This is a genomic window from Thiomonas sp. (assembly GCF_054608695.1).
Genome location: NZ_JBTRXV010000004.1, coordinates 1 through 25,593 on the forward strand (window position 1 = coordinate 1; position 25,593 = coordinate 25,593).

General features: G+C 64.4%; 21 protein-coding genes and 5 pseudogenes. 18 read left to right on the plus strand and 8 right to left on the minus strand.

All coding sequences use genetic code 11. The features are described from left to right. The 13 genes and pseudogenes from ACYCUK_RS03350 to ACYCUK_RS03410 form a co-directional block, all read left to right on the plus strand. Positions 1-270, plus strand: a pseudogene (locus tag ACYCUK_RS03350) (hypothetical protein); the annotation flags it as partial. Between the two features lie 181 nt (positions 271-451). Then, positions 452-589, plus strand: coding sequence for a hypothetical protein (locus tag ACYCUK_RS03355; protein ID WP_461593421.1), 138 nt, complete (start codon positions 452-454; stop codon positions 587-589). 569 nt (positions 590-1,158) lie between these two features. Beyond that, positions 1,159-1,518, plus strand: coding sequence for a YHS domain-containing protein (locus ACYCUK_RS03360; RefSeq protein WP_461593422.1), 360 nt, complete (start codon positions 1,159-1,161; stop codon positions 1,516-1,518). Beyond that, the gene (locus ACYCUK_RS03365) at positions 1,508-1,798 is read left to right on the plus strand and encodes a DUF5676 family membrane protein (protein ID WP_461593423.1); all 291 of its coding nucleotides are present in this window, start codon (positions 1,508-1,510) and stop codon (positions 1,796-1,798) included. The genes ACYCUK_RS03360 and ACYCUK_RS03365 overlap by 11 nt, the downstream gene beginning before the upstream one ends. A 145-nt stretch (positions 1,799-1,943) precedes the next feature. Further along, positions 1,944-3,080 (plus strand): annotated as a pseudogene (locus ACYCUK_RS03370) (DUF3141 domain-containing protein); the annotation flags it as partial. Positions 3,081-3,194: 114 nt separating this feature from the next. Then, on the plus strand, positions 3,195-4,010 hold the full coding sequence (locus ACYCUK_RS03375) for a potassium channel family protein (RefSeq protein ID WP_461593424.1): 816 nt from the start codon (positions 3,195-3,197) through the stop codon (positions 4,008-4,010). A 201-nt stretch (positions 4,011-4,211) separates the two neighbouring features. After that, entirely contained in the window at positions 4,212-4,442 is a 231-nt protein-coding gene (locus ACYCUK_RS03380; protein ID WP_461593425.1) for a hypothetical protein, read from the plus strand. Positions 4,443-4,545: 103 nt separating this feature from the next. After that, positions 4,546-5,061, plus strand: a complete 516-nt coding sequence (locus ACYCUK_RS03385) for a TlpA disulfide reductase family protein (RefSeq protein ID WP_461593426.1) — start codon at positions 4,546-4,548, stop codon at positions 5,059-5,061. Continuing rightward, positions 5,058-6,632 carry a cytochrome c biogenesis protein CcdA gene (locus ACYCUK_RS03390; protein ID WP_461593427.1) on the plus strand — a complete coding sequence of 525 codons (1,575 nt, stop codon included), beginning with the start codon at positions 5,058-5,060 and terminating at the stop codon, positions 6,630-6,632. The genes ACYCUK_RS03385 and ACYCUK_RS03390 overlap by 4 nt, the downstream gene beginning before the upstream one ends. A 53-nt stretch (positions 6,633-6,685) precedes the next feature. Continuing rightward, positions 6,686-7,633 carry a F510_1955 family glycosylhydrolase gene (locus tag ACYCUK_RS03395; RefSeq protein ID WP_461593428.1) on the plus strand — a complete coding sequence of 316 codons (948 nt, stop codon included), beginning with the start codon at positions 6,686-6,688 and terminating at the stop codon, positions 7,631-7,633. Between the two features lie 162 nt (positions 7,634-7,795). Further along, positions 7,796-9,973, plus strand: coding sequence for a copper-transporting P-type ATPase (locus ACYCUK_RS03400; RefSeq protein WP_461593429.1), 2,178 nt, complete (start codon positions 7,796-7,798; stop codon positions 9,971-9,973). A gap of 52 nt (positions 9,974-10,025) precedes the next feature. After that, complete coding sequence (locus ACYCUK_RS03405) at positions 10,026-10,421, plus strand: DUF302 domain-containing protein (protein ID WP_461593430.1); 396 nt, start codon at positions 10,026-10,028, stop codon at positions 10,419-10,421. Between the two features lie 108 nt (positions 10,422-10,529). Beyond that, complete coding sequence (locus ACYCUK_RS03410; protein ID WP_461593431.1) at positions 10,530-10,763, plus strand: SHOCT domain-containing protein; 234 nt, start codon at positions 10,530-10,532, stop codon at positions 10,761-10,763. Between the two features lie 161 nt (positions 10,764-10,924). On the opposite strand, the pseudogene ACYCUK_RS03415 reads toward ACYCUK_RS03410, so the two are convergent. Together ACYCUK_RS03415 and ACYCUK_RS03420 are read right to left on the minus strand one after the other, a co-directional pair. Continuing rightward, positions 10,925-11,413 (minus strand): annotated as a pseudogene (locus ACYCUK_RS03415) (ATP-binding protein); the annotation flags it as partial. 10 nt (positions 11,414-11,423) lie between these two features. After that, the gene (locus ACYCUK_RS03420) at positions 11,424-11,576 is read right to left on the minus strand and encodes a hypothetical protein (RefSeq protein ID WP_461593521.1); all 153 of its coding nucleotides are present in this window, start codon (positions 11,574-11,576) and stop codon (positions 11,424-11,426) included. Here ACYCUK_RS03420 and ACYCUK_RS03425 point away from each other — a divergent pair. After that, positions 11,505-11,888 (plus strand): hypothetical protein, encoded by a 384-nt coding sequence (locus ACYCUK_RS03425; protein WP_461593432.1) that lies wholly within the window; start codon positions 11,505-11,507, stop codon positions 11,886-11,888. The genes ACYCUK_RS03420 and ACYCUK_RS03425 overlap by 72 nt on opposite strands. A 17-nt stretch (positions 11,889-11,905) precedes the next feature. Then, entirely contained in the window at positions 11,906-13,978 is a 2,073-nt protein-coding gene (locus ACYCUK_RS03430) for a recombinase family protein (protein WP_461593433.1), read from the plus strand. Between the two features lie 31 nt (positions 13,979-14,009). Here the strand turns inward: ACYCUK_RS03430 and ACYCUK_RS03435 are convergent. Together ACYCUK_RS03435 and istA are read right to left on the minus strand one after the other, a co-directional pair. Then, positions 14,010-14,339, minus strand: a pseudogene (locus ACYCUK_RS03435) (ATP-binding protein); the annotation flags it as partial. Then, entirely contained in the window at positions 14,332-15,783 is a 1,452-nt protein-coding gene (gene istA / locus ACYCUK_RS03440) for an IS21 family transposase (RefSeq protein ID WP_461593519.1), read from the minus strand. The gene istA and the pseudogene ACYCUK_RS03435, both read right to left, overlap by 8 nt. A gap of 115 nt (positions 15,784-15,898) precedes the next feature. On the opposite strand from istA, the gene ACYCUK_RS03445 reads away from it, so the two are divergent. Continuing rightward, positions 15,899-17,635, plus strand: a complete 1,737-nt coding sequence (locus ACYCUK_RS03445) for a diguanylate cyclase domain-containing protein (RefSeq protein WP_461593434.1) — start codon at positions 15,899-15,901, stop codon at positions 17,633-17,635. Beyond that, positions 17,632-20,868, plus strand: coding sequence for a putative bifunctional diguanylate cyclase/phosphodiesterase (locus ACYCUK_RS03450; RefSeq protein WP_461593435.1), 3,237 nt, complete (start codon positions 17,632-17,634; stop codon positions 20,866-20,868). The genes ACYCUK_RS03445 and ACYCUK_RS03450 overlap by 4 nt, the downstream gene beginning before the upstream one ends. A gap of 135 nt (positions 20,869-21,003) precedes the next feature. Here ACYCUK_RS03450 and ACYCUK_RS03455 read toward each other — a convergent pair whose 3' ends face one another. The 3 genes from ACYCUK_RS03455 to ACYCUK_RS03465 all read right to left on the minus strand — a co-directional run bounded on the left by ACYCUK_RS03455 (position 21,004) and on the right by ACYCUK_RS03465 (position 23,072). Continuing rightward, the gene (locus tag ACYCUK_RS03455; RefSeq protein ID WP_461593436.1) at positions 21,004-21,777 is read right to left on the minus strand and encodes a hypothetical protein; all 774 of its coding nucleotides are present in this window, start codon (positions 21,775-21,777) and stop codon (positions 21,004-21,006) included. Positions 21,778-21,868: 91 nt separating this feature from the next. Beyond that, complete coding sequence (locus tag ACYCUK_RS03460; protein ID WP_461593437.1) at positions 21,869-22,732, minus strand: FTR1 family iron permease; 864 nt, start codon at positions 22,730-22,732, stop codon at positions 21,869-21,871. A gap of 4 nt (positions 22,733-22,736) precedes the next feature. Further along, entirely contained in the window at positions 22,737-23,072 is a 336-nt protein-coding gene (locus ACYCUK_RS03465; protein ID WP_461593438.1) for a cupredoxin domain-containing protein, read from the minus strand. A 168-nt stretch (positions 23,073-23,240) separates the two neighbouring features. On the opposite strand from ACYCUK_RS03465, the pseudogene ACYCUK_RS03470 reads away from it, so the two are divergent. Further along, positions 23,241-24,003 (plus strand): annotated as a pseudogene (locus tag ACYCUK_RS03470) (IS5 family transposase). A 154-nt stretch (positions 24,004-24,157) separates the two neighbouring features. Here ACYCUK_RS03470 and ACYCUK_RS03475 read toward each other — a convergent pair. Next, positions 24,158-25,147 carry an IS5 family transposase gene (locus ACYCUK_RS03475; protein ID WP_461593439.1) on the minus strand — a complete coding sequence of 330 codons (990 nt, stop codon included), beginning with the start codon at positions 25,145-25,147 and terminating at the stop codon, positions 24,158-24,160. Positions 25,148-25,593 lie beyond the last annotated feature (446 nt).

The window sequence follows — 25,593 nt, forward strand, 5'->3', positions numbered from 1 at the left end:
GCACTGGCGCAAGAACAAGCCACGCAGGTGCAGACCCAAGCGAGCACACGCATGTTGCGTGCATACCAATTGGGCGAGGTGCCAATTTCGGATTGGTTAATGGCGCGGCGTAGCGCCCTGACTGCGGAACAACAACTGCTGTTGACGCATTTCGATGCAGCACGATCAGCCGCTCTGCTCAAGTTAAACGCTGGGCTGCCGTTTGATTTGTCGCAAAGTGCGGCAGTCATGCCCGCTGTAAGCCCTGCGCAGGAGCAACCACAACATTGAGAACGTGGCGTCGCTTTTCTCAAAGCGCGCGAAGACACGCCAAGCCCACCTTGAGTGCTCGGCCAGGCCCACCGTGGGCAGCGTCAACTATCTTTGGCCGGCGTGTTGCCTCACGAAGGAATGCATCCCACCCAGATCGTCGAGTGCAAGCGGCAGTTGCTCAACCATGCCGCCGATGCGCATGAGCACCGCCAGCCTGTTCGAGCTTGCTGCAGGCATCTGTACGAGAAAGATGCGTTTGCTGTTTGATGCCCCAGCGCGCCGGTCGGTGCGAACGCGCCAGCGTCGCTCGCTCACAGCCATCGACGGCGATCAGTGAGGAAGACTGCCATGGCTTACGTTCCCCCAACTGCTCGCTTCAGGGCTGCATCACGGCGCGCCCAATCTGCGTGGCCGAACCGAAGTCGATGATGGCAATCGCCTCTGTCAGTGCCACAGTGCAGCGATTCCCTTGGTTTAGGGCTTTTGTCGGACCGTCATCGCTGGACTGTGATTTGCTCACGAGGGTATGCCGGCATTCTCACCGAGCTGCTCGCTTCAGCGCCGTTCCCGGACTCGCCATATCCGCGCCGCTCAGCAGATGGCTGGCGCCGGAACTGGGGCAATTTTGCCGATGGCTCAAACCTGCATTTGCCGACGCCACCGCGCCGATCGGGAGTAGCGGCCGCTTCGTGGTCTTGGGAAGCATGCCGCTCCGACAACTTTTTACCGGAAATATTCCACCGATCTTGCCTTGAACATGACCAGTCGATGACGCCAATGTCATGGCGCGGTCATGTCCAGGAAAGCTGTAAACGCCTAAGCTCTCGTGAAGAAAATCAGATGTCGTCTGTATCGATTCGGGAATCGTCGTTGCCGCGTTGCGGCGGAAACTGAGGAAGCTGCATCATGAGTACATTGCTGTATTTCTTGCTGATTGCGGGCGTGTTTTTCCTGATGATGCGCTTCGGCTGCGGCGCGCACGTCATGGGCCATGGCCACGGAGATCACGGTGGCCATGGGGATCGCAACGATCATGACGCCAGCACGGCCGGCGGCGGCGCACCGCCGCCGCTGCAATCCGCCGTCGATCCTGTCTGCAGCATGAGTGTGGACATCGCCACGGCGAAGTCGAGCGTCTACCGCGGCCGCACCTACTACTTCTGCTCGGCCGAGCACCGCGAGCAGTTCGAGGCCGCGCCCGAGCGCTACGCGGGCGCATCGGCCGGCCCCGCAAACCAACCGAAGGAGCACTCCCATGGTTGCTGAAACGTGGCGCCCGAGCAATACCCCACGCCTTCCCGTGGCCGCCTTGGGCATGAGCCTGGGGATTTTCCTAGCCATCACTTTCGCGGCCTGCGTCGCCTTCGACATCCTCTTTCCCGGGCAGGCCATGTACCGCAGTTGGCTGCGGTTGCTGCCCGGCTTCATCTGGCTGAGTTGGTCCAGCTTCCTGCTTGGCCTTGCCGAGAGCTTCGGCTATGGCTGGTTCGTGGCGCTGATCTTTGGCCCGCTGTTCAACTATTTTGCCGCCAAGCTGACCCAATGAGGCGGCATGCCGGAGAGCAGGCCATGTGTACCCCCAACACAACATCACCAAGCGGGCTACCGGCCGGCAAGCCGCTGCCCGCGCCATGCCGGCCTTGACGCCTCCCTTAAGACGAAGCCCAGGAGAGTGCCACGAAAGCCGCCAAATCGGTACCCATGCTGGCAATAAGCGCTTCACCCCTCGAGCTTGGCGTGTCAAAGACGCAAGCAGCGCCGACACCACTTGGGGGTGGATCGATGCATGGCGTTATGACGTCGATTCCGTGCAGCGCGGCGTGCTCTTTCTAGACGTGCTGCGTGAGCGTGGCGCCAATATGCTGGCGCACGAACGCGCAGGGCAGCCGCCCTTGCTCGACTTCGAGCATGAACGCGTGCTTGATGCGCGCGACTTCGACAAACCCGTCAACTACGAACTGCTCGTCACGCGCTGCGACCCCGCGCACGCGAACGACTTCGAACGGCAGGATTTACGGCCGCTGCTGGTGATCGATCCGCGGACCGGCCACGGTCCGAGCATTGGCGGATTCAAGCACGACTCGGAGGTTGGCGTGGCGCTGCACCAGGGCCATCCGACCTATTTCGCAAGCTTCTTCCCTCAGCCTTGCCCGGGCCAGACGCTCGGTGACGTGATCCATGCGCTGCGCGCGTTTGTCGAGGAAATTAGGCGACGCCACGGCGGCGTTGCACCGGTGCTCTACGGCAACTGCCAGGGCGGCTGGGCGGCGGCGCTGCTGGCCGCCGAATACGAGGGGCTGGACGGTCCGGCGGTGCTCAACGGCTCGCCACTGTCGTACTGGGCCGGCGCCGAAGACGTGAACCCGATGCGGCTGGCTGGCGGCTTGCTGGGCGGCGAGTGGCTCACGCACTTGATGGCTGACCTTGGTGGCGGGCGGCTCGACAGCGCCTGGTTGGTGCAAAACTTCGAGGGCCTGAACCCGGTCAACACCTGGTGGCAAAAGAACTACAACCTGTATGCCAATGTCGATACCGAGCGCGAACGCTCTCTTGAATTTGAGCGCTGGTGGTCAAGCTACTTCTTCCTCAGCCGCGAAGAAATCCTCGCCACCGTTGAGAACCTGTTCATCGGCAACCGGCTCGAGCAAGGCCAGGTGCAGCTCGATCCGGAGGGTACGGCGTGCACCTGCGTCGTGGACCTCGAGCGCATCCGCAATCCGCAGGTGATCTTCGCTTCCTACGTTGACAATATTTCGCCGCCGCACCAGGCGTTGGGTTGGATCACGGTCGTGTACCGGGACACCGCCGATCTGAAAGCCGCTGGCCAGTGCGGCGCCGGGCAGCCTGCCCCTGCCGCCAGACCCGCGACTTACAAAGACAAAGGCGCGTCCCATGGGCGGTGAAGCGGCGTCCGCCGCGGAGCTGACCGTGGTCGGCACGGCATGAAGACGCGCACGTCGTGGATCGGCTTCAACCGCGTTCCCGCGGGCGAGAGACGCGCGGCACGCGCGCTCGGCAGGTTCGCCGCGCCGTGGATGATCGGCATCGCCCTGCTGGCGATGCCCTCGTTCTACCTTGAGGACCTGCAGGGCAATGCCCTGTACGCGGGCTGGGGGCTGCGCATCGACGCGCTCATCTTCGCCGCCTTCGCCGCCGAGACCGCGCTGACGGCGGCGTTGTGCCGCAGGCGCTGGCGCTACCTCGCGGCCAACTGGCTCAAGGTCTTCATCGTCCTGGTTTCGGGGCTGGCGCTGCTCGGCGCCAACCGGGGCTGGATGCCGATCGTCCACCTGCTCCATCTGCTCTACATCGCCCTGGTGTTCGCCTGGCTGCTGGGCCATGTCCGCCGCGTGTTCTCCGACAGCGTGATTCCTTACGCCATGCTGCTGGGGGCCGGAGCGGTGCTGCTGGCGGGAGTGGGCTTCTACCGGATCGAGCCGACCATCCGCACCTACGGCCAGGGCGTGTGGCTGGCGTTCACCACCGCAGCCACCGTGGGATACGGCGACTTCGTCCCGACCACCGCGGCCTCGCGGGCGCTGGCCGTGCTGGTGGTGATCGGCGGCTACGCGGTGTTCTCGCTCGTCACGGCGGGCATCGCCGCGTTCTTCGTGGGCGAGGGCGAGAAAAAGGCGCAGTGCGACATCCAGGACGAGTTGCGGTTGCTGCGCGAGGAGGTACGGAATCTCCGACGCGATCTCGCCGCTTCCCGCTCCCACCCGTGCGAGGAAGCCCCGGCCGCGTCGGGGAATTCATAGGGCCTATGATTTTCGGTGTAACGGTCCGGCCATTCCCACTTCCCCAAACCCATGAGCGCCTTGCGCATCGCTTTCATCGCCTTCGTACTGGCAATCTTGCCACTGCACGGCTGGGAATACGCCCTGATGCCCGCGGCCGCCACGGCGATGGCTGGGACCGCATGCGACCATGCGGCTCCAACGTTCGGACACGGGTCAGCCGTGCCTGCCAGGAGCCTCGCCGCGCCGCCGCGTCCGTTCGCGCCTCACGGCGCAGGTTGTCTTGCCGACGGCCAGTCGACCTGTTATGCCGTCTGCGGGCTGACGCTGGCGACGGTTTCGGCGCCGGCCGTGTCCTTCCTGCCCCCTGCTGCGGCGGCCGTGCCACAACCCGACGACCGGCGCCTCCCCAGCGCGCCGCGCGCCGCACCCTACCGCCCGCCCCGGGCCTGAATCTCCCGACGCCTCACTGCGGGGCGGCCGTGTGGCCGTCCCTTCCGGGGGACGCCGGCATCCGCCGCGGCCGTCCCCGTGAACAATCGATCGAGGTTTTCCCATGCGCATTCGTACGCGATTCATCGTTGCGGCCGGCGTGGCCGCCGCATTGGTCGCCGTGGCCGCCACGGCCTATGTCGCCCTCACCGACCGCCCTGCGGCGCCGGACGCGACCTTCGTCCTGCTGTCGGGCAGGAAGCTGACCACCGCGCAATTGCGCGGCAAGGTCTATCTGGTGAACTTCTGGGCGACCAGTTGCGCCACCTGCATCAAGGAAATGCCACAGATGATCCAGACCGACCAGCGCTTCAAGGGGCGGGATTTCGCCTTCGTCGCCGTGGCCATGAGCTACGACCCGCCGGACTACGTCGCGCAGTACGCCCGGTCCCGGCACCTGCCGTTCGAGGTCGCCCGGGATGCCGACGGCAGCGTGGCCCGCGCGTTCTTCGGCGTGCGGCTGACGCCGACCACCTTCCTGGTCGACAAGCGCGGGCGCATCGTCAAGCGCATCCTGGGCGAGCCGGACTTTCCCGAACTCGATCGCCTGATTCAGCGCGAACTGGCCTCCTCCACATGAGCGCCGCGATGGATTCGTCGTTTGTTCTCGAAATCGCCCTGGCCCTCGGCGCGGGCGTGCTGCTGAACCTGACGCCATGCGTGCTGCCGGTCATCCCCATCAAGGTCCGAACCATCCTGCGCGGGGCCGGCGAGGGACTCGGTGCGCGGGCCGTGTCCGCCGCCCTGTTCGCTCTCGGCTCGGTGTCGTTCTTCGCGGCGCTGGGCTTGGCGACCGCGCTGCTGCACCTGCAGTGGGGGGTGCTGTTCCAGTCGCGCGCGGTGCTGGTCGGGCTGGTCGTGGTCATGCTGGTGCTGGCGGCGGCGAGTTTTTCCGCGCGCAGCCTGCCGGTGCCGGCGGCAATCGCGCGGGTGGGCGGCTCCCGCCATCTGGGACCGTTCGCGTCGGGTCTGGTCGGCGGTGTGCTGTCCACGCCGTGCACGGGCCCGCTGCTGGGCGGCGTGCTGGTCTTCGCCCTGACACGACCGCCAGCGGACATCGTGGCGCTGTTCGTGGCCATCGGCTTGGGGATGGCGCTGCCCTACGTCGCGCTGCTGCTGCGGCCCGCCCTGCTCGCCCGGCTGCCGCGGGGCGGGGCTTGGGCCGAGGTCGTGCGCAAGAGTTTCGGCTGGCTGCTGCTGGGCGGCGCGGTCTTCTTCGCGCAGAGCCTGCTGCCGGCATGGGTGGCCGACACGTCGTGGATTGCCTTCCTCGCCGCGCTGGTGCTGTGGGCCGCCGTCACCGCGCTGCGCGCCTCCGACCGGCGCACCCGTTGGGCCGCGGCGCTGGCCAGCATGCCGGCGCTGGCCATTGTCTACCTGGGCGCCGGGTTCTGGCCCGCGACCGGACATGGCATCCCGTGGCAGCCGCTGCGCGCCGGCGGCGTCGGCGCCATCGCCACGCTGCATCGGCCGGCGCTGGTCGAGTTCACCGCGCAGTGGTGCCTGAACTGTCGCATCCTGGAGAAGACGGTGTACCGCGACCCGGCGGTGGCGCGCGCCGTGCGCGCGGCAGGCGCCGTGCCGTTGCAGGCCGACCTCACGCGCCCCAACCCCATCCTGCAGCGGCTGCTGGCGAGGTATGGCGGTGCCGGCATTCCGTTCCTGGCGATCCTCGATCGCAACGGACGCGAGGTGGGGCATCTTTCCGGGCTGTTCACCGCCGGCACGCTGATCGAGCGGCTTTCCACCCTGCAACCCGTTTCGACGGCCGGCGCGGCCGCGCCAGCCGACTCCGCGTCGGAGGTGAGCGCAAGCGTCTCGGCGGCGACCGGCGGCGCGACGGTGATCCTGCACATCGCCCGCGGCTGGCACGTCTACGCCAATCCGCCCTCGGCGCCCTACCTGATCCCGGCATCGGTGCGTGTACTGCGCGACGGGCGCGCACTCGATCTGCGGCCGAGCTATCCGCCCGGCACGACCATCGGCCTGCGCATCGACGGCCGCGACATCCTGGTCTACGAGGACGGCACGCAGATCGGCCTGCCCGGCCTGGCAAGTCTGCGCGGCACGCAGGTGCTGGTGCGCGTGCAAGCCTGCGAGGACAAGGGCGTTTGCCTGTCGCCTGCGACCCTGACCGCCGCGGTGCGTTGAGGCAGTCCACTTTTTTTCCGCTTTTTTTTGAACCCAACCCAAAAGGAATTGCAATGAAACACTTCCCCACCCTGCGGCTTGCAGCCGCCTTGCTGACCGTAGCCGCGACGACGCTTCCGGCCTGGGCTGCCGGCCCGGCGATGCCGGCCGTGGCGGGCATCGCCGCCGCGGGCGCGCCGGTCGAGCTGATGCACGTGCATGGCTTGGCCTTCAGCCCCGACGGCACCAGGCTCTACATCCCGGACCACAACGGCGTGGCGGTGTACTCGGCGGGTCGCTGGTCCACGCTGCCCGGCGCGCCCAACGACTACATGGGCTTTACCGCCACGCGCACAGCGTTCTACAGCAGCGGCCACCCGGCGCCGGGGACGAACGTGGTCAATCCCATCGGCCTGGTCAAGAGCACCGACGGCGGCCGGACCTGGCACACCCTCGGCCTGCGCGGCGAGTCGGACTTCCACGTGATGGCAGCCGGCTACGCGACCAACGCGGTGTACGCCATGGCCATGGGGCCCAACAGCCGCATGCCCGAGCCGGGTCTGTATGGCACGCTCGACGACGGCTTCGTCTGGAAGCAAGCGGCCGCCGACGGCCTCGAGGGCGAGGTGTTCGCGCTGGCCGTGCATCCCACCGATCCGCGCATCGTTGCCGCGGCGACCAAGAGCGGGCTGTACCTGTCCACCGACGCGGGCGCGCATTTCCGCGCCGTCGCCGGCAACGCCCAGTTTCTGTCGGTGGCGTTCGACCTCGACGGCAAGCATCTCTGGTACGGCAGCTACGACGGCCAGCCGCACCTGACGCGCATCGCCTTCGCCGGCGGGTCCGGCGCGCGGCAGGCCGTCACGCTACCGCCGCTGCGGGAGGACGCGGTCGCCTACGTCGCGCAGAACCCGGCGCGCCACGGCGAGTTGGCGATCGCCACCTTTCGGCGCGACGTCTATCTCTCCCTCGACGGAGGCCGGAGCTGGAAGCAGATCGCCGCCGCCGGGCGGACGTGGTAGGTTGCTTCGCCTGCGCCCCGGCGGCAACGCGGACCGTCGGTCGGCGGCGAACATGACATGGACGTAATAGTCCGGTCATCTGCCTGAAAGCGCCGGCGACCTAGACTGGTCTTGCTGGGCCGCCGTCGGAGATGCGCGGGCCCGCCCGATGGAGCGAACGCCATGAACGATACGACCCATGTGCACCCGCACGACGCACACCCCGCGTCCCGCGGCTCCGGCACGCGCTACACCTGCCCGATGCACCCGCAGATCGTGCGCGACGCGCCCGGTTCGTGCCCGATCTGCGGCATGACGCTCGAGCCGCTCACGGTGCAGGCGCAGGACGAGGACAACCCCGAGCTGGTGTCGATGACCCGGCGCTTTTGGGTCGGCCTGGCGCTCACCCTGCCGGTACTGGCGCTGGCGATGATCGACCACCTGCCGGGGATCCGCGCCGCCGCGCTGCCCGGCGCCGCGGCCTATCCCTGGATCGAGTTCGCCCTCGCCTCGCCCGTGGCGCTGTGGGGCGGCTGGCCGTTCTTCGTCAAGGGCTGGCGTTCGGTCGCGACGTGGAAGCTCAACATGTTCACCCTGATAGGGCTGGGCGTGGGCGTGGCGTACGCCTACAGCGTCGTCGCCCAGGGGGTTCCGCAGCTCTTTCCGCCGGCCTTTCGCGACCCGGCCAGCGGCCGGGTGGACGTGTACTTCGAGGCAGCCTCGGTGATCGTCACCCTGGTGCTGCTCGGGCAGGTGCTCGAGTTGCGCGCACGCAGCAGCACCAACGCGGCCATCCGCGCGCTGCTGGGCATGGCGCCCAAGCTGGCGCGGCGCCTTGCGTCCGACGGCAGCGAGGCCGACGTGCCGCTGGAGCAGGTGCAGGTGGGCGACCGGCTGCGCGTGCGTCCGGGCGAGAAGGTTCCGGTCGACGGCGTGGTCGTCGAGGGCACGTCCTCGGTGGACGAGTCGATGATCACCGGCGAGCCCATGCCGGTGGAAAAGGGTGCGGGCGACAAGGTGGTCGGGGCCACGGTCAACGGCAGCGGCGCGCTCGTCGTCCAGGCGCAGCGCGTGGGCGCCGACACCCTGCTTGCGCAGATCGTGCACATGGTCTCGGAGGCCTCGCGCAGCCGCGCGCCGATCCAGAAGCTGGCCGACCTGGCCTCGGCGTACTTCGTGCCCGCCGTGGTGGTGATCGCCGCGGTCACCTTCGCCGTCTGGGCGATGTTCGGCCCGGCGCCGGCGATGGCCTACGCCGTGATCAACGCGGTGGCGGTGCTGATCATCGCCTGCCCCTGCGCGCTGGGCCTGGCCACGCCGATGTCGATCATGGTGGCCACCGGCAAGGGAGCCACCGCCGGAGTGCTTTTCAAGAACGCCGAGGCGATCGAGACCTTGCGCCGCGTCGACACCCTGGTGGTCGACAAGACCGGTACGCTCACCGAGGGCCGGCCGCGGTTGCAGGAGGTGGTGCCGGCGCAGGGCTTCGCGGCCGACGAGGTGCTGCGCCTGGCGGCCAGCCTCGAGCGCGGCAGCGAGCACCCGCTGGCGGCGGCCATCGTGCAGGGTGCGCAGGACAAAGGGCTCGATCTGGAACCGGCCACGGACTTCCAGGCCGTGCCCGGCAAGGGCGTGACCGGGACGATCGCCAGAGCGCACGTGCTGCTGGGCAACGCGGCGCTGCTGTCGGCCAACGGCGTGGGCACTGCGGCGCTGGCCGCGCCGGCCGAGGCGCAGCGCGCGCAGGGGCGCACCGCGATGTTCCTGGCGGTTGACGGCCACACTGCCGGGTTGGTGGCGGTGGCCGATCCGGTCAAGGCGACCACGCCCGAGGCGATCCGGCAACTGCACGCCGAAGGCCTGCGCATCGTCATGCTCACCGGCGACAGCGAGACCACGGCCAAGACCGTGGCGCGCGACCTGGACATCGACGAGGTCATTGCCGGGGTGCTCCCGGACCAGAAGGCGCAGACGATCAAGCGCCTGCAGGCCGAGGGCCGCTTCGTCGCCATGGCCGGCGACGGCATCAACGACGCCCCGGCGCTGGCGCAGGCGCAGGTGGGCATCGCCATGGGCACCGGCACCGACGTGGCAATGGAGAGCGCCGGCGTCACCCTGGTCAAGGGCGACCTGCGCGGTATCGTGCGCGCCCGCCGCCTGAGCCGCGCCACCCTGCGCAACATCCGCCAGAACCTGTTCTTCGCCTTCGTCTATAACAGCCTGGGCGTGCCCGTCGCCGCGGGCGTGCTCTATCCCGTCTTCGGCATCCTGCTCTCACCCGTCATCGCCGCCGCCGCCATGTCCTTCAGCTCAGTCTCGGTCGTCGTCAACGCCCTGCGGCTGCGGCGCGTGCGGATCTGAACGAAGTCTTGTCAGTGGGTCGTTCGGTTTTTAACTTTCCTCGGAGATCATCATGAGCGCTTACGTGTTGACCGTGACCAGCAGCAAGGATTTCGACGCGACGGTGCAGGCCACGACCGACGCCCTGAAGCAAGAGGGGTTCGGCGTGCTGACCACGATCGACGTGGCAGCGACGCTCAAGGCCAAACTGGGAATCGACGAGCGCCCTTACGTCATCCTGGGAGCGTGCAACCCCCACTACGCCCACCAGGCCTTGCAGATCGACCCCGACATCGGCGCCCTGCTGCCGTGCAACGTGGTCGTGCGCAAGGAATCGGCCGGAACCACGAGCGTCGTGTTCATGGACCCCGCCGCCGTGCTCAGTATGGTGGCCCGGCCCGAGGTCGACCGGATCGGCGGCGAGGTGCGCGCCAAGCTTCAGCGCGTCGCCGAATCCCTGCGGTCGTGAGCACCTCCGGCGCCGGGCTTTGCCCAGCCCGCAGGCCGTTGCGATCGATCGCAGGATGCGATCTCACAAATGGAGGTAAGGAGGGTCATCATAGGATTCGGCTACGGAATGATGGGCGGCTGGGGTGGATACGGCATCGGGTGGATTTTCATGTTCCTGTGGTGGGTGATCATCGTCGCGCTCGTGGTCGGGCTGATTCGCTGGTTGTTCATGGGTCACGTCAGCGATGGTGGTTCTCGCCCGGTCGCCGAGGCACATCTGGACATCCTGAAGGAGCGGTATGCGCGCGGCGAGATCGACCACGACATGTACGAGCGCATGCGGCGCGACCTGGAGAGTTGAGGCGCACGATGAGCAAGATTGTTCGCGCCGATTCAATGTTGACCACCTGTGCCGATTGAATCTTGACCAGGGGCTAGGGGTTGAGCGTTTGGTGCCCAACGGTGGATAACTATATGCTCGGAGTTTGTTTTTCTCCTTCTCTTGATGTTGACCTGCTGGCTTTAGGCCATCGGTGGTGCAGTCGCTGCGGCCTTGGCCCGGCGATCCAGCTCCTGTGACCGGATTCTTCCCTTGGCCTCCTTGGTGCTGTGTCGGAACCGGTAGGACTCATTGCCCGTCTCCACGATGTGGCAGTGGTGTGTCAGGCGGTCCAGAAGTGCCGTCGTCATCTTGGCGTCCCCGAACACACTGGACCATTCCGCGAACGTCAGGTTGGTTGTGATCAACACACTGGTGTGCTCATACAACTTGGACAGCAGGTGGAACAGCAAGGCACCGCCTGCCTGACTGAACGGCAAGTACCCCATCTCGTCCAGGATCACCAGGTCCATGCGCACCAGACTCATGGCAATCCTCCCGGCCTTGCCCTGCGCCTTCTCCTGCTCGAGCGCATTGACCAGATCCACCGTTGAGTAAAAGCGCACCCGCTTGCCGTGGTGGTTCAGCCCCGAGATCCCCAATGCCGTGGCCAGGTGGTCTTGCCCGTGCCCGGCGAAGCAGTCACATACAGCCCGCGAACAGTTCGTAGAGCTGGCTCGCATCAACTATCCGTTCCATCCCCGGACGGGTCATGAAGTTGAGGTGCTCGGCCGAGTCAGGCATGGAGCCGAAGACTTCCTGATCGTCCGTCAGCCCGACGGCACGAGGGCGCATCTACCGCAGTGGATGACACTGCCTGCGGCCGGCGATGTGCCCACGCACTGGCCTCCGCGGATGTTGCTGCGCTGCCTGCTTGCGCTGCGAGGCGAACTCGACGCAGTCCTATGTTCATCGACCATTTCCCTGGCACACGGAGGCGTCGATGAAGCCAACCCCGCCGCGAGCGCTCCCGCTCGTGCAAGCCGACCTGTTCGACGCCGCAACGGCGCCGGCACCACTGACGCGATTGCAGCAGCGTCACGACGACCTCGTCGCACTGCTGAGCCAACTCCTGTGGCAGGTGGCCATTCAGTCCGACGTCGTTGAACACATGGAGGATGACGATGAACAAGATCAACCCTGAGCACTTGGCGCGCGGCGCCTACGTGTACGTGCGCCAGTCCACTGCCGATCAGTTGCGCCACAACCATGAGAGTCGCCGGCGCCAATACGCCCTGGCAGATCGGGCACGCGCGCTCGGTTGGACCGAGGTCGTGGTCATCGACGACGACCTCGGTGTGTCCGCCGGCGGCGTCGCACGGCCAGGCTTTGAGCGACTGCTGGCGGCGATCTGCGGCGGACAGGTCGGCGCCGTGGTGTCCATTGAGGCATCGCGCCTGGCGCGCAACGGTCGCGACTGGCACACGCTGCTGGAGTTCTGCGCGCTGGTGGGGAGCGTCATTGTCGACGAGGATGGTGTCTACGATCCGCGCAGCGTCAACGACCGGTTGCTGCTGGGCATGAAAGGCACGATGTCGGAGATGGAGTTGTCCCTCCTTCGGCAACGATCCGTTGAAGCCCTCAAGCTCAAGGCGGCGCGGGGCGATCTGCACACGACGGTGGCGATCGGCTATGTGCGCACCGACGGTGACCGAGTCGAACTCGACCCTGATCTGCGCATCCGCGAAGCGATCTCGGCCGTATTCAGTCGATTCGCGCAGGCCGGCAGCGTGCGCCAGGCGCTGCTGTGGTTCCGACAAGAGCGTATTGATCTGCCCTCGGCGGTCTACGAGAACGGCCGGCGCTGCGTGATCTGGCGTCTGCCGGTCTATAACGCGGTGCTCAAGATCCTCACCAATCCCGTCTATGCCGGCGCCTATGCGTTTGGCCGCACCGAGACACGCGTCCGGATCGACGCCGGCCGCAAGCGCGTCGTGCACGGCCATCGTCGTGCCCAGGAACACTGGCAGGTCTTGATCCAGGAGCACCACGAGGGCTACATTGATTGGCCGACCTATGAGCACAACCAGCGCGTGATCGCCGACAACACCAACATGCGCGGCAGCATGGCGTGCGGCGCACCCCGTCGCGGAGAGGCATTGCTGGCCGGGTTGCTGCGATGCGCGCACTGTGGTCGCAAGCTGCACGTCGCCTACAGCGGCAGCGACGGCAACATCGCCCGCTATCACTGCAAGGGGGCCGCGATCAACCATGGCGCGGTGCCTGGATGCATTTCTTTCGGCTCGCTGCGCGTGGACGAGGCCGTCTCCGGCGAAGTGCTGAGCGTGCTGCGGCCGCTCGGGGTGCAGGCCGCACTGTGCGCCATCGAGCACCATGCCAAAGATGAGTACGCGACGCGGCGCCAGCTCGAACTCGCGTTGGAGCAGGTCCGCTTTGAGGCGGCGCGTGCGCAGCGGCAGTTCGACGCCGTTGACCCCGGCAATCGACTGGTGGCCGCCGAACTCGAACGGCGCTGGAACGAGCGCCTCGCCGAGGTTTCCCGGCGCGAGTCGGAGATCAAGACGCTGCAGACCGTGGCCGATTTGAGCCTGACGCCACAGCAGCGTGACGACCTGATGGCCCTGGGCACCGACTTGCCGCGGGTGTGGTCCCATCCGGCGGCCGGCAACGCCGTGCGCAAACGCATCCTGCGCTGCGTGATCAGGGAGATCGTGGCGCGCGTGGCCGAGGCGCGCATCGAACTCATCATGCATTGGCAGGGAGGCGACCACACCGAATTGAGCGTCGTAAAAAACCGCAGTGGACAGCACCGCTGGACCACCGATGTTGAGGTCCAGGTTCTGATCGTGCAGCTCGCACGCCAGCTCCATGACGCCGGCATCGCCTCGTTGCTGAATCGTCTCGGCCACCGGACTGGCGAAGGGCATACCTGGACGGAAATGCGGGTGCGTTCGTTCCGCGGCGACCACCACATTGCGGTCTACAAAAACGCAGAGCGCGAAGCGCGCGGTGAGCTGACTCTGGAGCAAGCCGCTGAAGCGCTCGGCACGAGCAAGATGACGGTGTTGCGCATGATCAGCGCCGCTACACTTCCCGCCACGCAGGCCTGCAAGGGCGCGCCTTGGGCCATCAAGGCCGTCGATCTACAGCGTCCCGAGGTCCGCGCATCGGTCTCATCGCCTGGCGTGCGTCCGCTCCCAGAAGATCCTCGACAGATTTCCCTTGAACTTCAATAACGTGGTGAGGTGAGCATCATGTCGCGTGCTCGGGCCCACCGATGAACACCACGTTGTGGGCCTGTTGCGTGAATGACAGGTCGGCCAGCTTCTGGATCAGCGCACGGTCCACTTGCGACACCTCGAAGTCGAAGCCCGCCAGATCCCGGTGTACCGGGAAGCGTGCGGACTTCATCTGATGCGCAATCGAGCGCATCGCCCGGTCCACATCCTCGGCCTGCAGCAGGTGCTCAATCAGCCAGCGTGAGGAGGCCAGGTCGCTGTGGCCACCTTGCTCCACCAGGTCTGCCCATGCATTGACCATGCCATTCAGGCGCAACGCCTTCAGGCCAGCTTGGACGTCACATGGGGCATCAACCATGATTGACCTCCACGTTGTCCTGTTGGGTCGGGCGCAGCCGGTCGTACCGTGCGGTATCTGCCTTGGGCATGACATGGAGGCTGAGCGTCGTCTGCGCTGGCCCCGGGATCTGCGGCGTGTTCAGCCGCCCCAGCACGTTGCGCACATGCTCGACACTGATGTTGCCGTTGGGTGCGCCGGCCTCCAGGACCAACTCAACCGCCACCAGCACCGACTCCAGCCCGGCCTGCGGGACGGCGGCGAGCACCTGGGCCATGGCTTTATCCCCGCCCGGGTGGCGCAGCAACCCCTGTCGAAGCCGCAGCAAGGCCGGCGGCAGGTCCAGGAACGGGGCGCCGTTGCGCAGCGCGCCTGGCTTGCGCTGGACCAGGTCGATGTAGTGCTGCCAGTCGTAGCCAATCTGCCCCACACTGGCCAGGCGCGTGTGGCTGGCAATCAACATGTCACCTGCGGCCACGTCCACGCGGCTCGGGTACAGCCGTGTACTGACCATGTGACCGGCCCATTCACAGGGTACCGAGTAGCGGTTGCGTGCAATGACCACCAGACACGTGCTGCTCACCCGCGCCAGCTTCTCCACATAGCCGTCAAAGGGCTCTGGCATGGCCATCAGGTGGGCTTGTTCCAGTTCCAGCATCTCGGTCACGGTAAACGTCTTGTGCTCCGGGTGCAGGGTGTCGGCCCAGATCCAGATGCGTCTGCGGCTGTCCTGCACGTTCTTCTCCACCACGCCCTTCTCCCAGCCGGAGGCAACATTGCAGAAATCAGGGTCGAACAGATAGTGGCTGGCCATCGCCGCAAACCGGGCGTTGACGACGCGCCCCTTGCCTTTGAGAACCTTGTCGACGGCCGTCTTCATGTTGTCGTCAATCCCTCGACGCGCCACACCGCCCAGCGCAGCAAACGACCGCGTGTGCGCATCGAACAGCATCTCGTGCCCCTGGCTGGGATAGGCCACCAGCCAGAAGGCGCGGCTGGCGCACAGCTTCAAATGCGCAAGCTGCACCTTGTAGAACACCCCTCCGACGACCAGCGCTTCGTCGCTCCAGTCGAACTGGAAGGCCTCGCCCAACGCGAAGCTCAGTGGAACAAAGGCCTTGGTGACAGTCTTGCCAGACTGTTCGCGCCAGGCACGAACGAAGGCGGTGACGGCGCTGTAGCCACCTCGGTAGCCCTGGGCTTGAATTTGCGAGAACAGGGCTTTGGCGCTTCGCCTGCCATGCTCGGGCCGATGCGCATCGGCCTTGAGGGATTGCTCCAGCGTGGCTTTGAACGCGCTGAGTTTGGTCTCGCGGCTGACCCGCCGGTACTTGGACTCGACCTCGCCAGGCGCCTTGAGCCACTTCTTCACCGTGTTGCGCGACAGGCCCGTGCGCTTTGCAATCTCGCTGAGGGAGAGTTGGTCGCGCATCCTCATGCGCCTGACCTTGCCAATCATGTCCATGGTGATCACCTCTTTGTCCTCTGCTGAACTATTCAGCAGAGCAGTGGAACACCCTGGTCAATTTTGAAGCGGCACTTACACCGTTTGATGGTCAGTTTTCGGTCGGCGTCAACACTTGCGCCTGAACAAGCTCCAGCGGCTGGAGCGTCAACGCACCTTGCGTCTGGAGCATGCAGAGCGTACGGCGCGCCAATCATCGCTGTTCTATGCCGCCTTGGCCCAGACGACGCAGGCACTGATGGCGCACAAGGTTGGTGATGTGTCGGCCACATTCGAGGATCTGGCGACCAGCCTTTGCGCCTTGTTGCAAGCACGCCTCGTCTGCGTGAGACGACTGCCTTTGGGCCAGATTGGGGTCGACATGACCGCCTGCGCGGGCCCCGCCAGCGACTTTGTCCAAAACTTGCGGATCAGCACCGACGGCAATCGTCCGGAAGGCCGGGGCCCTGGCAGCCAGGCCATCATGACGGGAAAGCCCCAGCATGCCACGATCGAGGCTGCGGAGTTCGCCCCCTGGCGACAGCGCGCACAGGCCTTCGGGATTGCGGGCGTGCTGTCGGCCGCAGCACGGACTCAGGACGGAGAGGCCGTTCTCGTCTGCGCGTATTACGCCAGCGAAAGCGTCATCGGCCCGGAGGCGGTCCAAGTCTTCCAGCGCATGGCCGACGCCTTTGCCGAATGCATCGACCGGCAAGCCAATATCGTCAAGTTGGAACGCATCGAGCGTTACCGCTCGGCGCGGCGCAAGATCCAGCGCGGACTGCTGGAAGCCACCGAGGCAGCGGGCGTGTACAGGGTCCTGGCGCAAACGCTGGTCGCGGAAACGGGAGCCGACGTCGTCGAGGTCTTCGCTCCCGAAGGGGACATGCTCAAGCGCCGCGTCATTGCCGGGCCCCTTGAGCAGGCGCTGAGCCATCTGATGGACGTGTCGCTGCAAGCGCTTGCCAGGGGAGAGGGCGCTTACATGCGCGCGCGTGTCTGGAACGCGCGCGCTCCCGTTCTCATTCAGACCCCGTCGGCCGATCCCAAGTTGTCGCCACGCTGGCGTCAGCCGCCCCTGTGTGACATGGGGCTGCTCGCGGGCTGGCCCATCTTGGCGGTTGACTCTGGAGAGCCGATGGGTGTGGTCATTCTGGTGGCCCGAGATCCGCACGCCATCGACGAGGAGCTCCAGCATCTGGTCACCAACATCCTGGAGAGTGCGGCCATTGCGCTGCGCCAGGTGCGCGACCGTCAGCGGATTGAAACGTTGGCCTTGACGGACGCCCTGACGGGGCTGCCCAACCGCCGATCCATCCTGGAACACATTCCTCAAGCTCTTGCCCGGGCGCAAAGCCGCCACAGGCAAGTGGCCATCGGTATTTTGGATCTGGACGATTTCAAGTCCATCAATGACACCTGGGGCCATGCCGCCGGTGATGCGCTGCTGTGCGACGTGAGTCGGCGCCTGCAGACCACGCTACGGGGTGCCGATGCGATCGCAAGGCTCGGTGGCGATGAGTTTGTCGTTGTCCTTGAAGAGCTCGCGGGCCCCCATGACCTTTCAACGGTGCTGGACCGTCTGGAAACCGAGCTGACGGCGCCGTACACGTTGCCCGGGGGACAATCGACCCCCATGCGGATCAGCCTGGGGCTGACGGTTTACCCTTCGGATGACGCCACGCCCGACATCTTGCTCGGCCATGCCGATGAGGCGCTTTATGACGTCAAGGCGCGCAAAGGTTCACGCCAACGCGGCTGGCAGCTCTGGAGCCGGACGCCTCGTCCGACGACCATATCCACCGCTGCCCATGACGGCCCGGCGCATGACTCGCCCCACCTTGAGAACGACACAACATGCAAGGCAAGTTGAACATCAACCTCGACAGGTATCTCGATATCAGTATTTTGCTCATCGCTGCACTTGCGGCGCCAGTGGCGCTGCTCAGACTTCCCGAGTACCAAGTCGGCCTCATTCGCACTCAGGAACTCCTGCCACCGCCGGTTGTGTTCCTTGTCTTCGCAGGCATCGTGATGGCGCTCTTCAGCAGATTCGCTTGGCTGCGCCGGCTTCTGCGGGAACGCATGGATCGCAAAGTCCTGGTCGCAGCAGGGCTGGCGCTGGTGTTTGCAGGGGTGGGCTCTGGATTGCTGGCGACGACCCTCATGGGAAGGCACGCCCAGCACGTCCTGAGAACACGTTTGCAACACGACAATGACCGGCTTGCACTCACACTGAACCGAGAGATACGCAATCGCGGTCAGGACGTCGCCGCGTTCGCCGCAAATCAGCGCGTCATGAGCCTTCTGGATGCTTCGTCGGGCATCGACTCACAACACAGTGGGCTTGAGGACGCCGTGGAAGATCGCGCTCAGCAAATTGCCCCTGAATGGCTTGTCCTGCGCAATGTCCAAGGGCAGATTGTGTATCAGATGGGGCGTTTCACGGCAAGCGATGCCGGGTTGCCCGTGCAGTGGCCGTATCCGGGCCAGGCATGGCTGCTGCGCGACCCGCATAGCTTGCAGTTCATCCTTCGCGCCCTCATGCCGATCCGCAAGAACGGACGTGTTTTGGGCAGTCTTGAAGCGGTATTGCCCCTGCAGTCCGATTACTTTTCCGAGCTCGCGCTCCATGAGAGGGATCCAGGGCATACGGTTGTGGTCTGCGCCCGGCAACAGGGCGGAGCTTTGTGTTCGCCGGGCCATGCGAATGAGCATCCACAGTTTATGACTGAGCCCCAACGACAAACAGACGCTCCCGAGTTCCTGGCCTTGCACGCCGAACATGGGGTGGTGATCCGCCCGACACGGCATCAAAACGGGAACGAGGACGCGATGATCGTGGCCTACGCTCCGGTGGGTAGCACCGGACTGGGCATGGTCAGTCAGATATCCGCAAGGGCATTGTTCGGCTCCTTGATCACGACCTCTCGCGTGGTGCTCTTGTTGATCCCTGCCTTGTTGCTGATGGGGCTGGCACTCCTGCGCTGGCAACTGCGTCCGATGGTGCGCCGGCTGCATGACAGCCAACAACGCGTGCGCATCGGTCTGGACTATTCCGGCATGGGCATGGCGATCTTTGGCCGGGACGGACGCATCCAGGAAGCCAATGGCGCCTTGGTCGACATGCTGGGCTTCTCCGAAGAGGAGTTGCGCCGACTGCCCAGTGTTTTGGACCTTCTTCATCCAGAAGACTTGGAGCAGGCCACCTGGAGCGTGGCCGACGTCTTTGCCGATCTGAGCGGTGCCTACTGTGCGCAGCGCCGCTATCGCTGCAAGTCCGGCGATTATGTCTGGGTACGCCTGCATGTCGCCCCGGTTCTTGGCGAGCGCGGCAGCGTGATCATGGCCATTGCGTTCGTGCAGGACGTCAGTGAACTCCTGGCCAAGGCCGATGCCTTGCGCCGCAACCATACCTTCTTGCAAGCGGTGTTGGACAACATGACCGACGGCGTGGTGGCTTGCGATGAGCAGGGCCAAATTCGATATACAAACGCCCTCATTGATTGCCAACGTGAGCCCACCGAACGTCCGATGGACCTTGACGAGTGGGCCCACGACCACGCGCTGCTCCACCCGAATCGACGCCCAGCTTCGTTCGCGGAGCGGCCACTGTCGCGAGCCTTTCGGGGTGAGGTTGTTGCTGGAGCCGAGTTCCTGGCGTACAGCGGGACAGGCGAGCTACGGCAGCTCCAGATCTCCAGCTACCCCTTGCACGATGCGCAGCAAACCTTCCTGGGAGCTGTGGCCATGTCGCGCGACCTGACGGAAATCCGGACTGCGCATGCGCATGCGCAGTGGCTGGCCTATCACGACCCTTTGACCGAACTGCCCAATCGCAACAAACTCCTGGAGCACACGGAACATGCGATGGCCAGGGCTCGCCGAAACAGGAAAGAGATGGCGTTGTTCGTGCTCGAAATCAACCGTTTCAAGGCGATCAACGACACCTTGGGGCATATGGTCGGAGACCAGGTTCTGGTTCAAGTGGCGGCACGATTGCGTTCAAGCCTGCGTGGCGCCGAGACGCTGGGGCATGTCGGCGATGACGAGTTCGCGGTGGTCTCGGAGCACATGCTCAATACGCAGGCCATCACCGAGCGCGCGGAGCAGTTGCGCCAAGCGCTCAAGGCCCCGCTGCTGTTGGGGACGCAAGAGATTCACGTCAGCGCCAGCATGGGCATCGTTCGCTACCCCGCCGACGGCGACGATGTCAGTGCACTGTTCAGCCGCGCTGACATCGCCATGCGCGAAGCCAAGAAAAAGGGGGCCGGACAATGGGCGCTGTATGAACAGGGTTTGTATGGGCGCCAGCGTCAGATGTTCGAGATGGAGGGGGCCCTGCGCAAGGCGCTGGATGCGACGGAATTCGTTCCGTATTACCAACCCAAGGTCGACGTCGCCACGGGCCGGATTGTCGGGGCCGAAGCACTGCTGCGGTGGAAGCATCCTGAACAAGGGCTTGTGGCGCCAGCCGAGTTCATCCCGATTCTCGAGGACACCGGGCTGATCGTTCCAGTGGGTACATGGGTGCTCAACACGGTGTGCGCGCAGCAAGCGCATTGGCAGAAAGATGGCATCTCGATCGTCCCCGTTGCGGTGAACTGTGCCGTGGCGCAGTTGCAAAACGATCGTGTTCTCGGTGTCGTCCAAGATGCCCTCGACACGCACGCGCTGGATCCCGGCATGCTGGAACTCGAAATCACCGAGAGTGTCCTGATGCACGCGGCCGAACGGGTTGCGGCATTGATCGCGCAATTGAGGGTGATGGGCGTGGATACGGCGATCGACGACTTCGGTACGGGTTATTCGTCACTGGCCTACCTCAAACGCCTGCCGGTCTCCGCCCTCAAAATCGATCGCGCCTTCATCAAAGATTTGCCGAATGACGCTGAAGATATCGCGATCACCAAGGCTGTGCTCTTGCTGGCAAGGGAGTTGGGGTTGCGTGTTGTGGCCGAAGGTGTGGAAACCGCAGAGCAGTTGGAATTTCTGCGGTCCCATGGTTGTGACGCCTACCAAGGCTATTTCTGCAGCCGGCCTGTGCCAGCGGATGAATTTGCGGCGTTGCTCCGTCAGCAGGGCCGTCTGATTTCCATGTCCTGACCTGTCAAGACGACATCGGCGGTTCAAGTCCCGAGCACCGTTGGGCTCATGGATTTGGTTGAGGGTTGCCCGCAACGGCTGGAGTATCCTCGCAAGCGTCCTATGTTTTGGGCTGCGTCACTATTGATCAGAAGATCAGAAGAACTCGTATTCAACCCGGGCCAGCCACGTCCGCCGAGGTGCCGCCGCATTGATACCGAGCACCACCCCGAAACGGTATTCGAGGTTGCTGGTCGTGCCGGGGACATGCCATTCACCGGCAACAATTGGGCCTGCCTGATACGCACGATCACCGGGTCGCCCATAAGCTTCAATGCCGGGACGCAAGGCTGCGGAGACCGCATAGGTGCCCGAATAGCTGTAACGAAACATGTATGCGCCATTGGCGCCCGTGCCCACCTGTTTCTCCCAGATCAAATTCACCCTGTGGGTGAACCGCCCCACCGTCTTTTCGACCAGCGGCCCAAACTCGACGGCATCAGGTTTACCGGTGACAACCTGGTGTTCGTACGCGGCCAGAAAACCGAAATCGGCCCACGATTCGCCCGGCTGCGTCAACTGAAAGGTGTTCTCGAACTCGTAGCCCAGCAGTTGCCCGGCACCTCCCGGTTCCCGCTGATATCTCGTGAGATAGAGTTCCGGTTTCCACCAATCGGTGAACGCATGGGAAACCGAGAGTTCGGCAGCCTGGCCGCCGTTGAAATCGGCACGTGGATCGCCATACCCATAACCGCGTAGCTCGATCTCCGATTGGGTGGCGAGGACGTGCGGCGAGTAGACGATAAAGTCGTCCGCTTGGGCCGCTCCGGTGACGAACAGAAGGATCGCTCCCAGACCGATGGCGCATGAACGCTGGATGCCGTCGTGAACACGAAGGGCCGAAGGTTTTTGAGGGAACGATGAATACACGGGATGGCTCCTGTGGTGATGGTTCAAGACGCACGTTCCCGACCGGCGGCAGCATGCCGCGGATACGAGCGAGCAGCAAAGGGGGATCGAGCTAGCGCAGCGACTCGGTCGTTGGATCCGGTGGCTGCGAGCGCGTGCGTGACGCGGGTGATGGCGGTGCTCGGCCCCCCCGCCCCATGCCGACGACCAGCAGCAGCAATGTGGTTGCGTAGAAAACAAACTGAAGTCCTGTTGGGCTGGCGTCGTAACCGATGAGGATGCCCAACGTCTGGCCTGCCAACGAGCCGTTCGACAGCAACCAGGAGGTGTCCCACACTTGAGTTCCCCAGGACGGCAGCAGATTGCCCTGGACCAGGAAGCGCGCGGCAGTGGATGCCAGTCCCGACGCCAGCAACACCAACATCCAGTTGGTGACCTTAAAGAAATGCTTCATCGGGATACGCAGCAGACCGAAATACAGCGCGAAACCGAGCAGTGCACCGCTGCCGACGCCCAGCGCGATCCCGCCGGTCAACCCCGCCGCGCCGATTCCACCGATGGCCATGCCATACATGAACAACACGACCTCGGAGCCTTCGCGCAGAACCGCGATCGCCACCACCGCCAGCAGCAGCGTCAGCGAACTGGAGCCCGCCCTGACGGCACTGCCGATCGCATCCATGTGCTGGGCCGACTGACGACCGTGTTTGGACATCCACACGACGTGCCAGCCGATCATCACAACGGCGGACAGCAGCACGCAGGCGTTGAAGATTTCCTGGCCGGAACCGCTGGCAAATCGAGCGATGAGGTCAGCCCCCATGGCCACCAGGAGTGCGCCAGCTATACCTAGCCCGATGCCTGCGGTCACGAACCATCCGCGACGCGCAACGCCGCGTGTGGCGGCACAGACAATGGAGACGATCAGCGCCGCCTCCATCACTTCACGAAATACCAACAAGGCAACACCAAGCATCACGTCACTCCACGATCAGCCGGCCTTGAGCCGTGTCTTGATGGAAGTCACCGAAAAACTGGTAGCGACCGGCACGTAACGGCCCGAGGTAAACGAGGGAACTGCTGTTCGACAGCACGATCTTCTCGCGATTCAAGTCCGTACTCTCGAACTCTTCCGGGGTGGCGTCTTCGTTGTGCACGATGAGCTTGAGCTTGACGCCGGCTGGCACCTTGAGTTCGCTGGGTTGATAGATGTGATTCTTGATGACCAGTTTGTATTCCGGCAGATCGCTGGCGACCGCCGTGCTGGCGGCTAGAGCCAGCAGCATCGGTGCAGTGAAAAATAGGACATGTCTCATGGGAAGAACTCCGCGGCAATTCAGCAAATGATAACCATTCCTATTCGATAAATAAAGTGCATGCCTTGGTAGGCGGTCAAAATTTTGTTGTCGCCGACGATCAAACCTAGATAGTGTCGTCACGAGTTGTGGCATGATGGCGTTGTTCGCAACAACCGCGCTATTGAGATGCCAGAGACTCTTCATCGACACGACCTATCAGACAGGCACTGGGCCTTGCTCGAGCCCCATTTGCCGGGGCGAGCGGGGGTTTGGGGTGGGGTTGCGCAGGACAACCGCCAATTCGTCAATGCCGTGTTCTGGATTCTTCGCACCGGTGCACCGTGGCGAGACCTGCCGGCCTCGTATGGTGGGTGGAAAAACACCCATCGACGTTTTTGCCGCTGGCGTGATCAGGGCATTTGGGAGTCGCTGCTGGAGCAGTTCATTGTGGAGCCTGATTTCGAATGGCTCATGATCGATGCCAGTCATTGCAAGGTTCACCCGCATGCAGCGGGAGCGCGTGGAGGCAATCAGGGCATGAGCCGTACAAAAGGGGGCTCAACACCAAGATACATCTGGCCGTGGATGCGCATGGTCTGCCGCTCCGAGCTGTTATTACAGAAGGTACCCGAGCAGATTGCGCAGAGGCTGAGCGGTTGATGGACGGGTTCAAGATGGACTATTTGCTTGCTGACAAAGGCTACGACAGCGATGCCATCGTGGCCAAAGCCCAAGCGCAAGGTGCGCAAGCCGCGATTCCGCCGCGCAAGAACCGTAAGCAACCCAGGACGTACGACAAAGCGCTCTACAAGCTGCGCCACCTGGTCGAGAACGCCTTCCTGCATCTCAAGCGGTGGAGGGGAATCGCCACGCGCTACGCAAAAACGTCGCCTCATTCGTTGCCGCCGTGCAAATTCGCTGTCTCGCCCTCTGGCTGCATATCTCGTGACGACACTATCTAAGGAAGTGCTGAAGAAATGAGGTTGGAGTCGAACGATCCGGCACCTGGGTTCGCGATTTGCTCAAGGACTGAGCAATCGCCGGCCTGCTGGTCTAAAAATCGGTCCGAAACGTGCCGTCAGCGACTCCTTTTTGCCCATTTCTCACGCGGCGGACGCACCTCGGGCGTGAATGTCCAAAACCAGCCGCCGCGCCAGCATCAAATTGGCCAGGCCGAACAGCGTGTGCAGTTGCGCCGTGTTCTTCGCCAAGCCGCGGTAGCGGGCCTTGCGATGCCGAAGGAGGTTCTTCACGACGTGGAACGGGTGCTCGACCTTGGCGCGGATGCTGGCCTTGATCTGCTCGACCCACTCCAGCTTCTGAGCCCAGCCGTGCCCGGCCAGCGCCCGACGCTTGCCGGGACGCATGGCCACATGCCAGTTCACGGGCACGCCAATGTTCTCCTCGCGCTTGGCCACGCCCTGGTAGCCCGCGTCGGCGAACACATCGGTTTCATCCCCGTGCAGCAGCTCCTGAGCCTGGGTGACGTCGGCCACGTTGGCGGCGGTGCCGATCACCGTGTGCACCAGGCCCGATTCGGCGTCCACGCCGATGTGAGCCTTGAGCCCGAAGTGCCACTCATTGCCCTTCTTGGTCTGGTGCATCTCGGGGTCGCGCTCCCCCTTCTCGTTCTTGGTCGACGGCGGCGCGGCGATGATGGTTGCGTCCACCACCGTGCCGCGGCGCAGGAACAGTCCCTTGGCCGCCAAGTGGGCGTTGATGGTCGTGAAGATGGACTCGGTGAGTTGCTTGTCTTCGAGCAGGCGGCGGAACTTCAACAGCGTCGTGGCGTCCGGCGCCGCCTCGCGGCCCAGATCGATGCCCACGAAGCTGCGGATCGCCTGGCTGTCGTCGATCGCGTCCTCGATGCCTTCGTCGGACAACCCGAAGCAGTTCTGCGCGATGTACATGCGCAGCATGCGCTCCAGTCCAATGGGCGGGCGCCCGCGGCCGCCGCCCTTCGGGTCGTGCCGCTCGATCGCCGCCACCAACTCGCCCCACGGCGTCCTCGCCTCGATCTCCGCCAGGAAGCGGTCGCGTCGCGTCAGCTTCTTCTTGCTCGCGTACTCGTACTCGGAAAAGCTCGTCTGCATCATCGTTCCTCGTGCCCTCGGGCGCCCAGGACCATTGTCCCAGTTCGCTCCCCGTCCAGCCAGCGCAGGCCGCCGCCGGTGGCGAATAAATCAGCACTTCCCTAACTCGTGGGGAGCGAGCCAATTGCCGAATGCATCCTTTGTTGCATGAGCAATCGGCCTAGGCTGTTGGTCCTGGTGACTTTCATGTCCTATAGCATCGGTCGGCATCCGGTTGAGCGAGTGCAAGTCTGAAGATTGGTTTAAAAAACATTATCTGGTGGTTCAAGCAGATTGCCATTTTCAAGTTACTAAATTTGGAGAGACTCTCGTCTTGACGTTTTCATTCTGAAACGGCGGCCGGTTTTCGTCGTGAGTTGTCATGCGCTAGCCGCAATGCCTCGCGCCGTTCATCTTGGCATGGCAACCAGGGAGAAAATAAAGAGCCTGCCGCCATAGCACGAGCC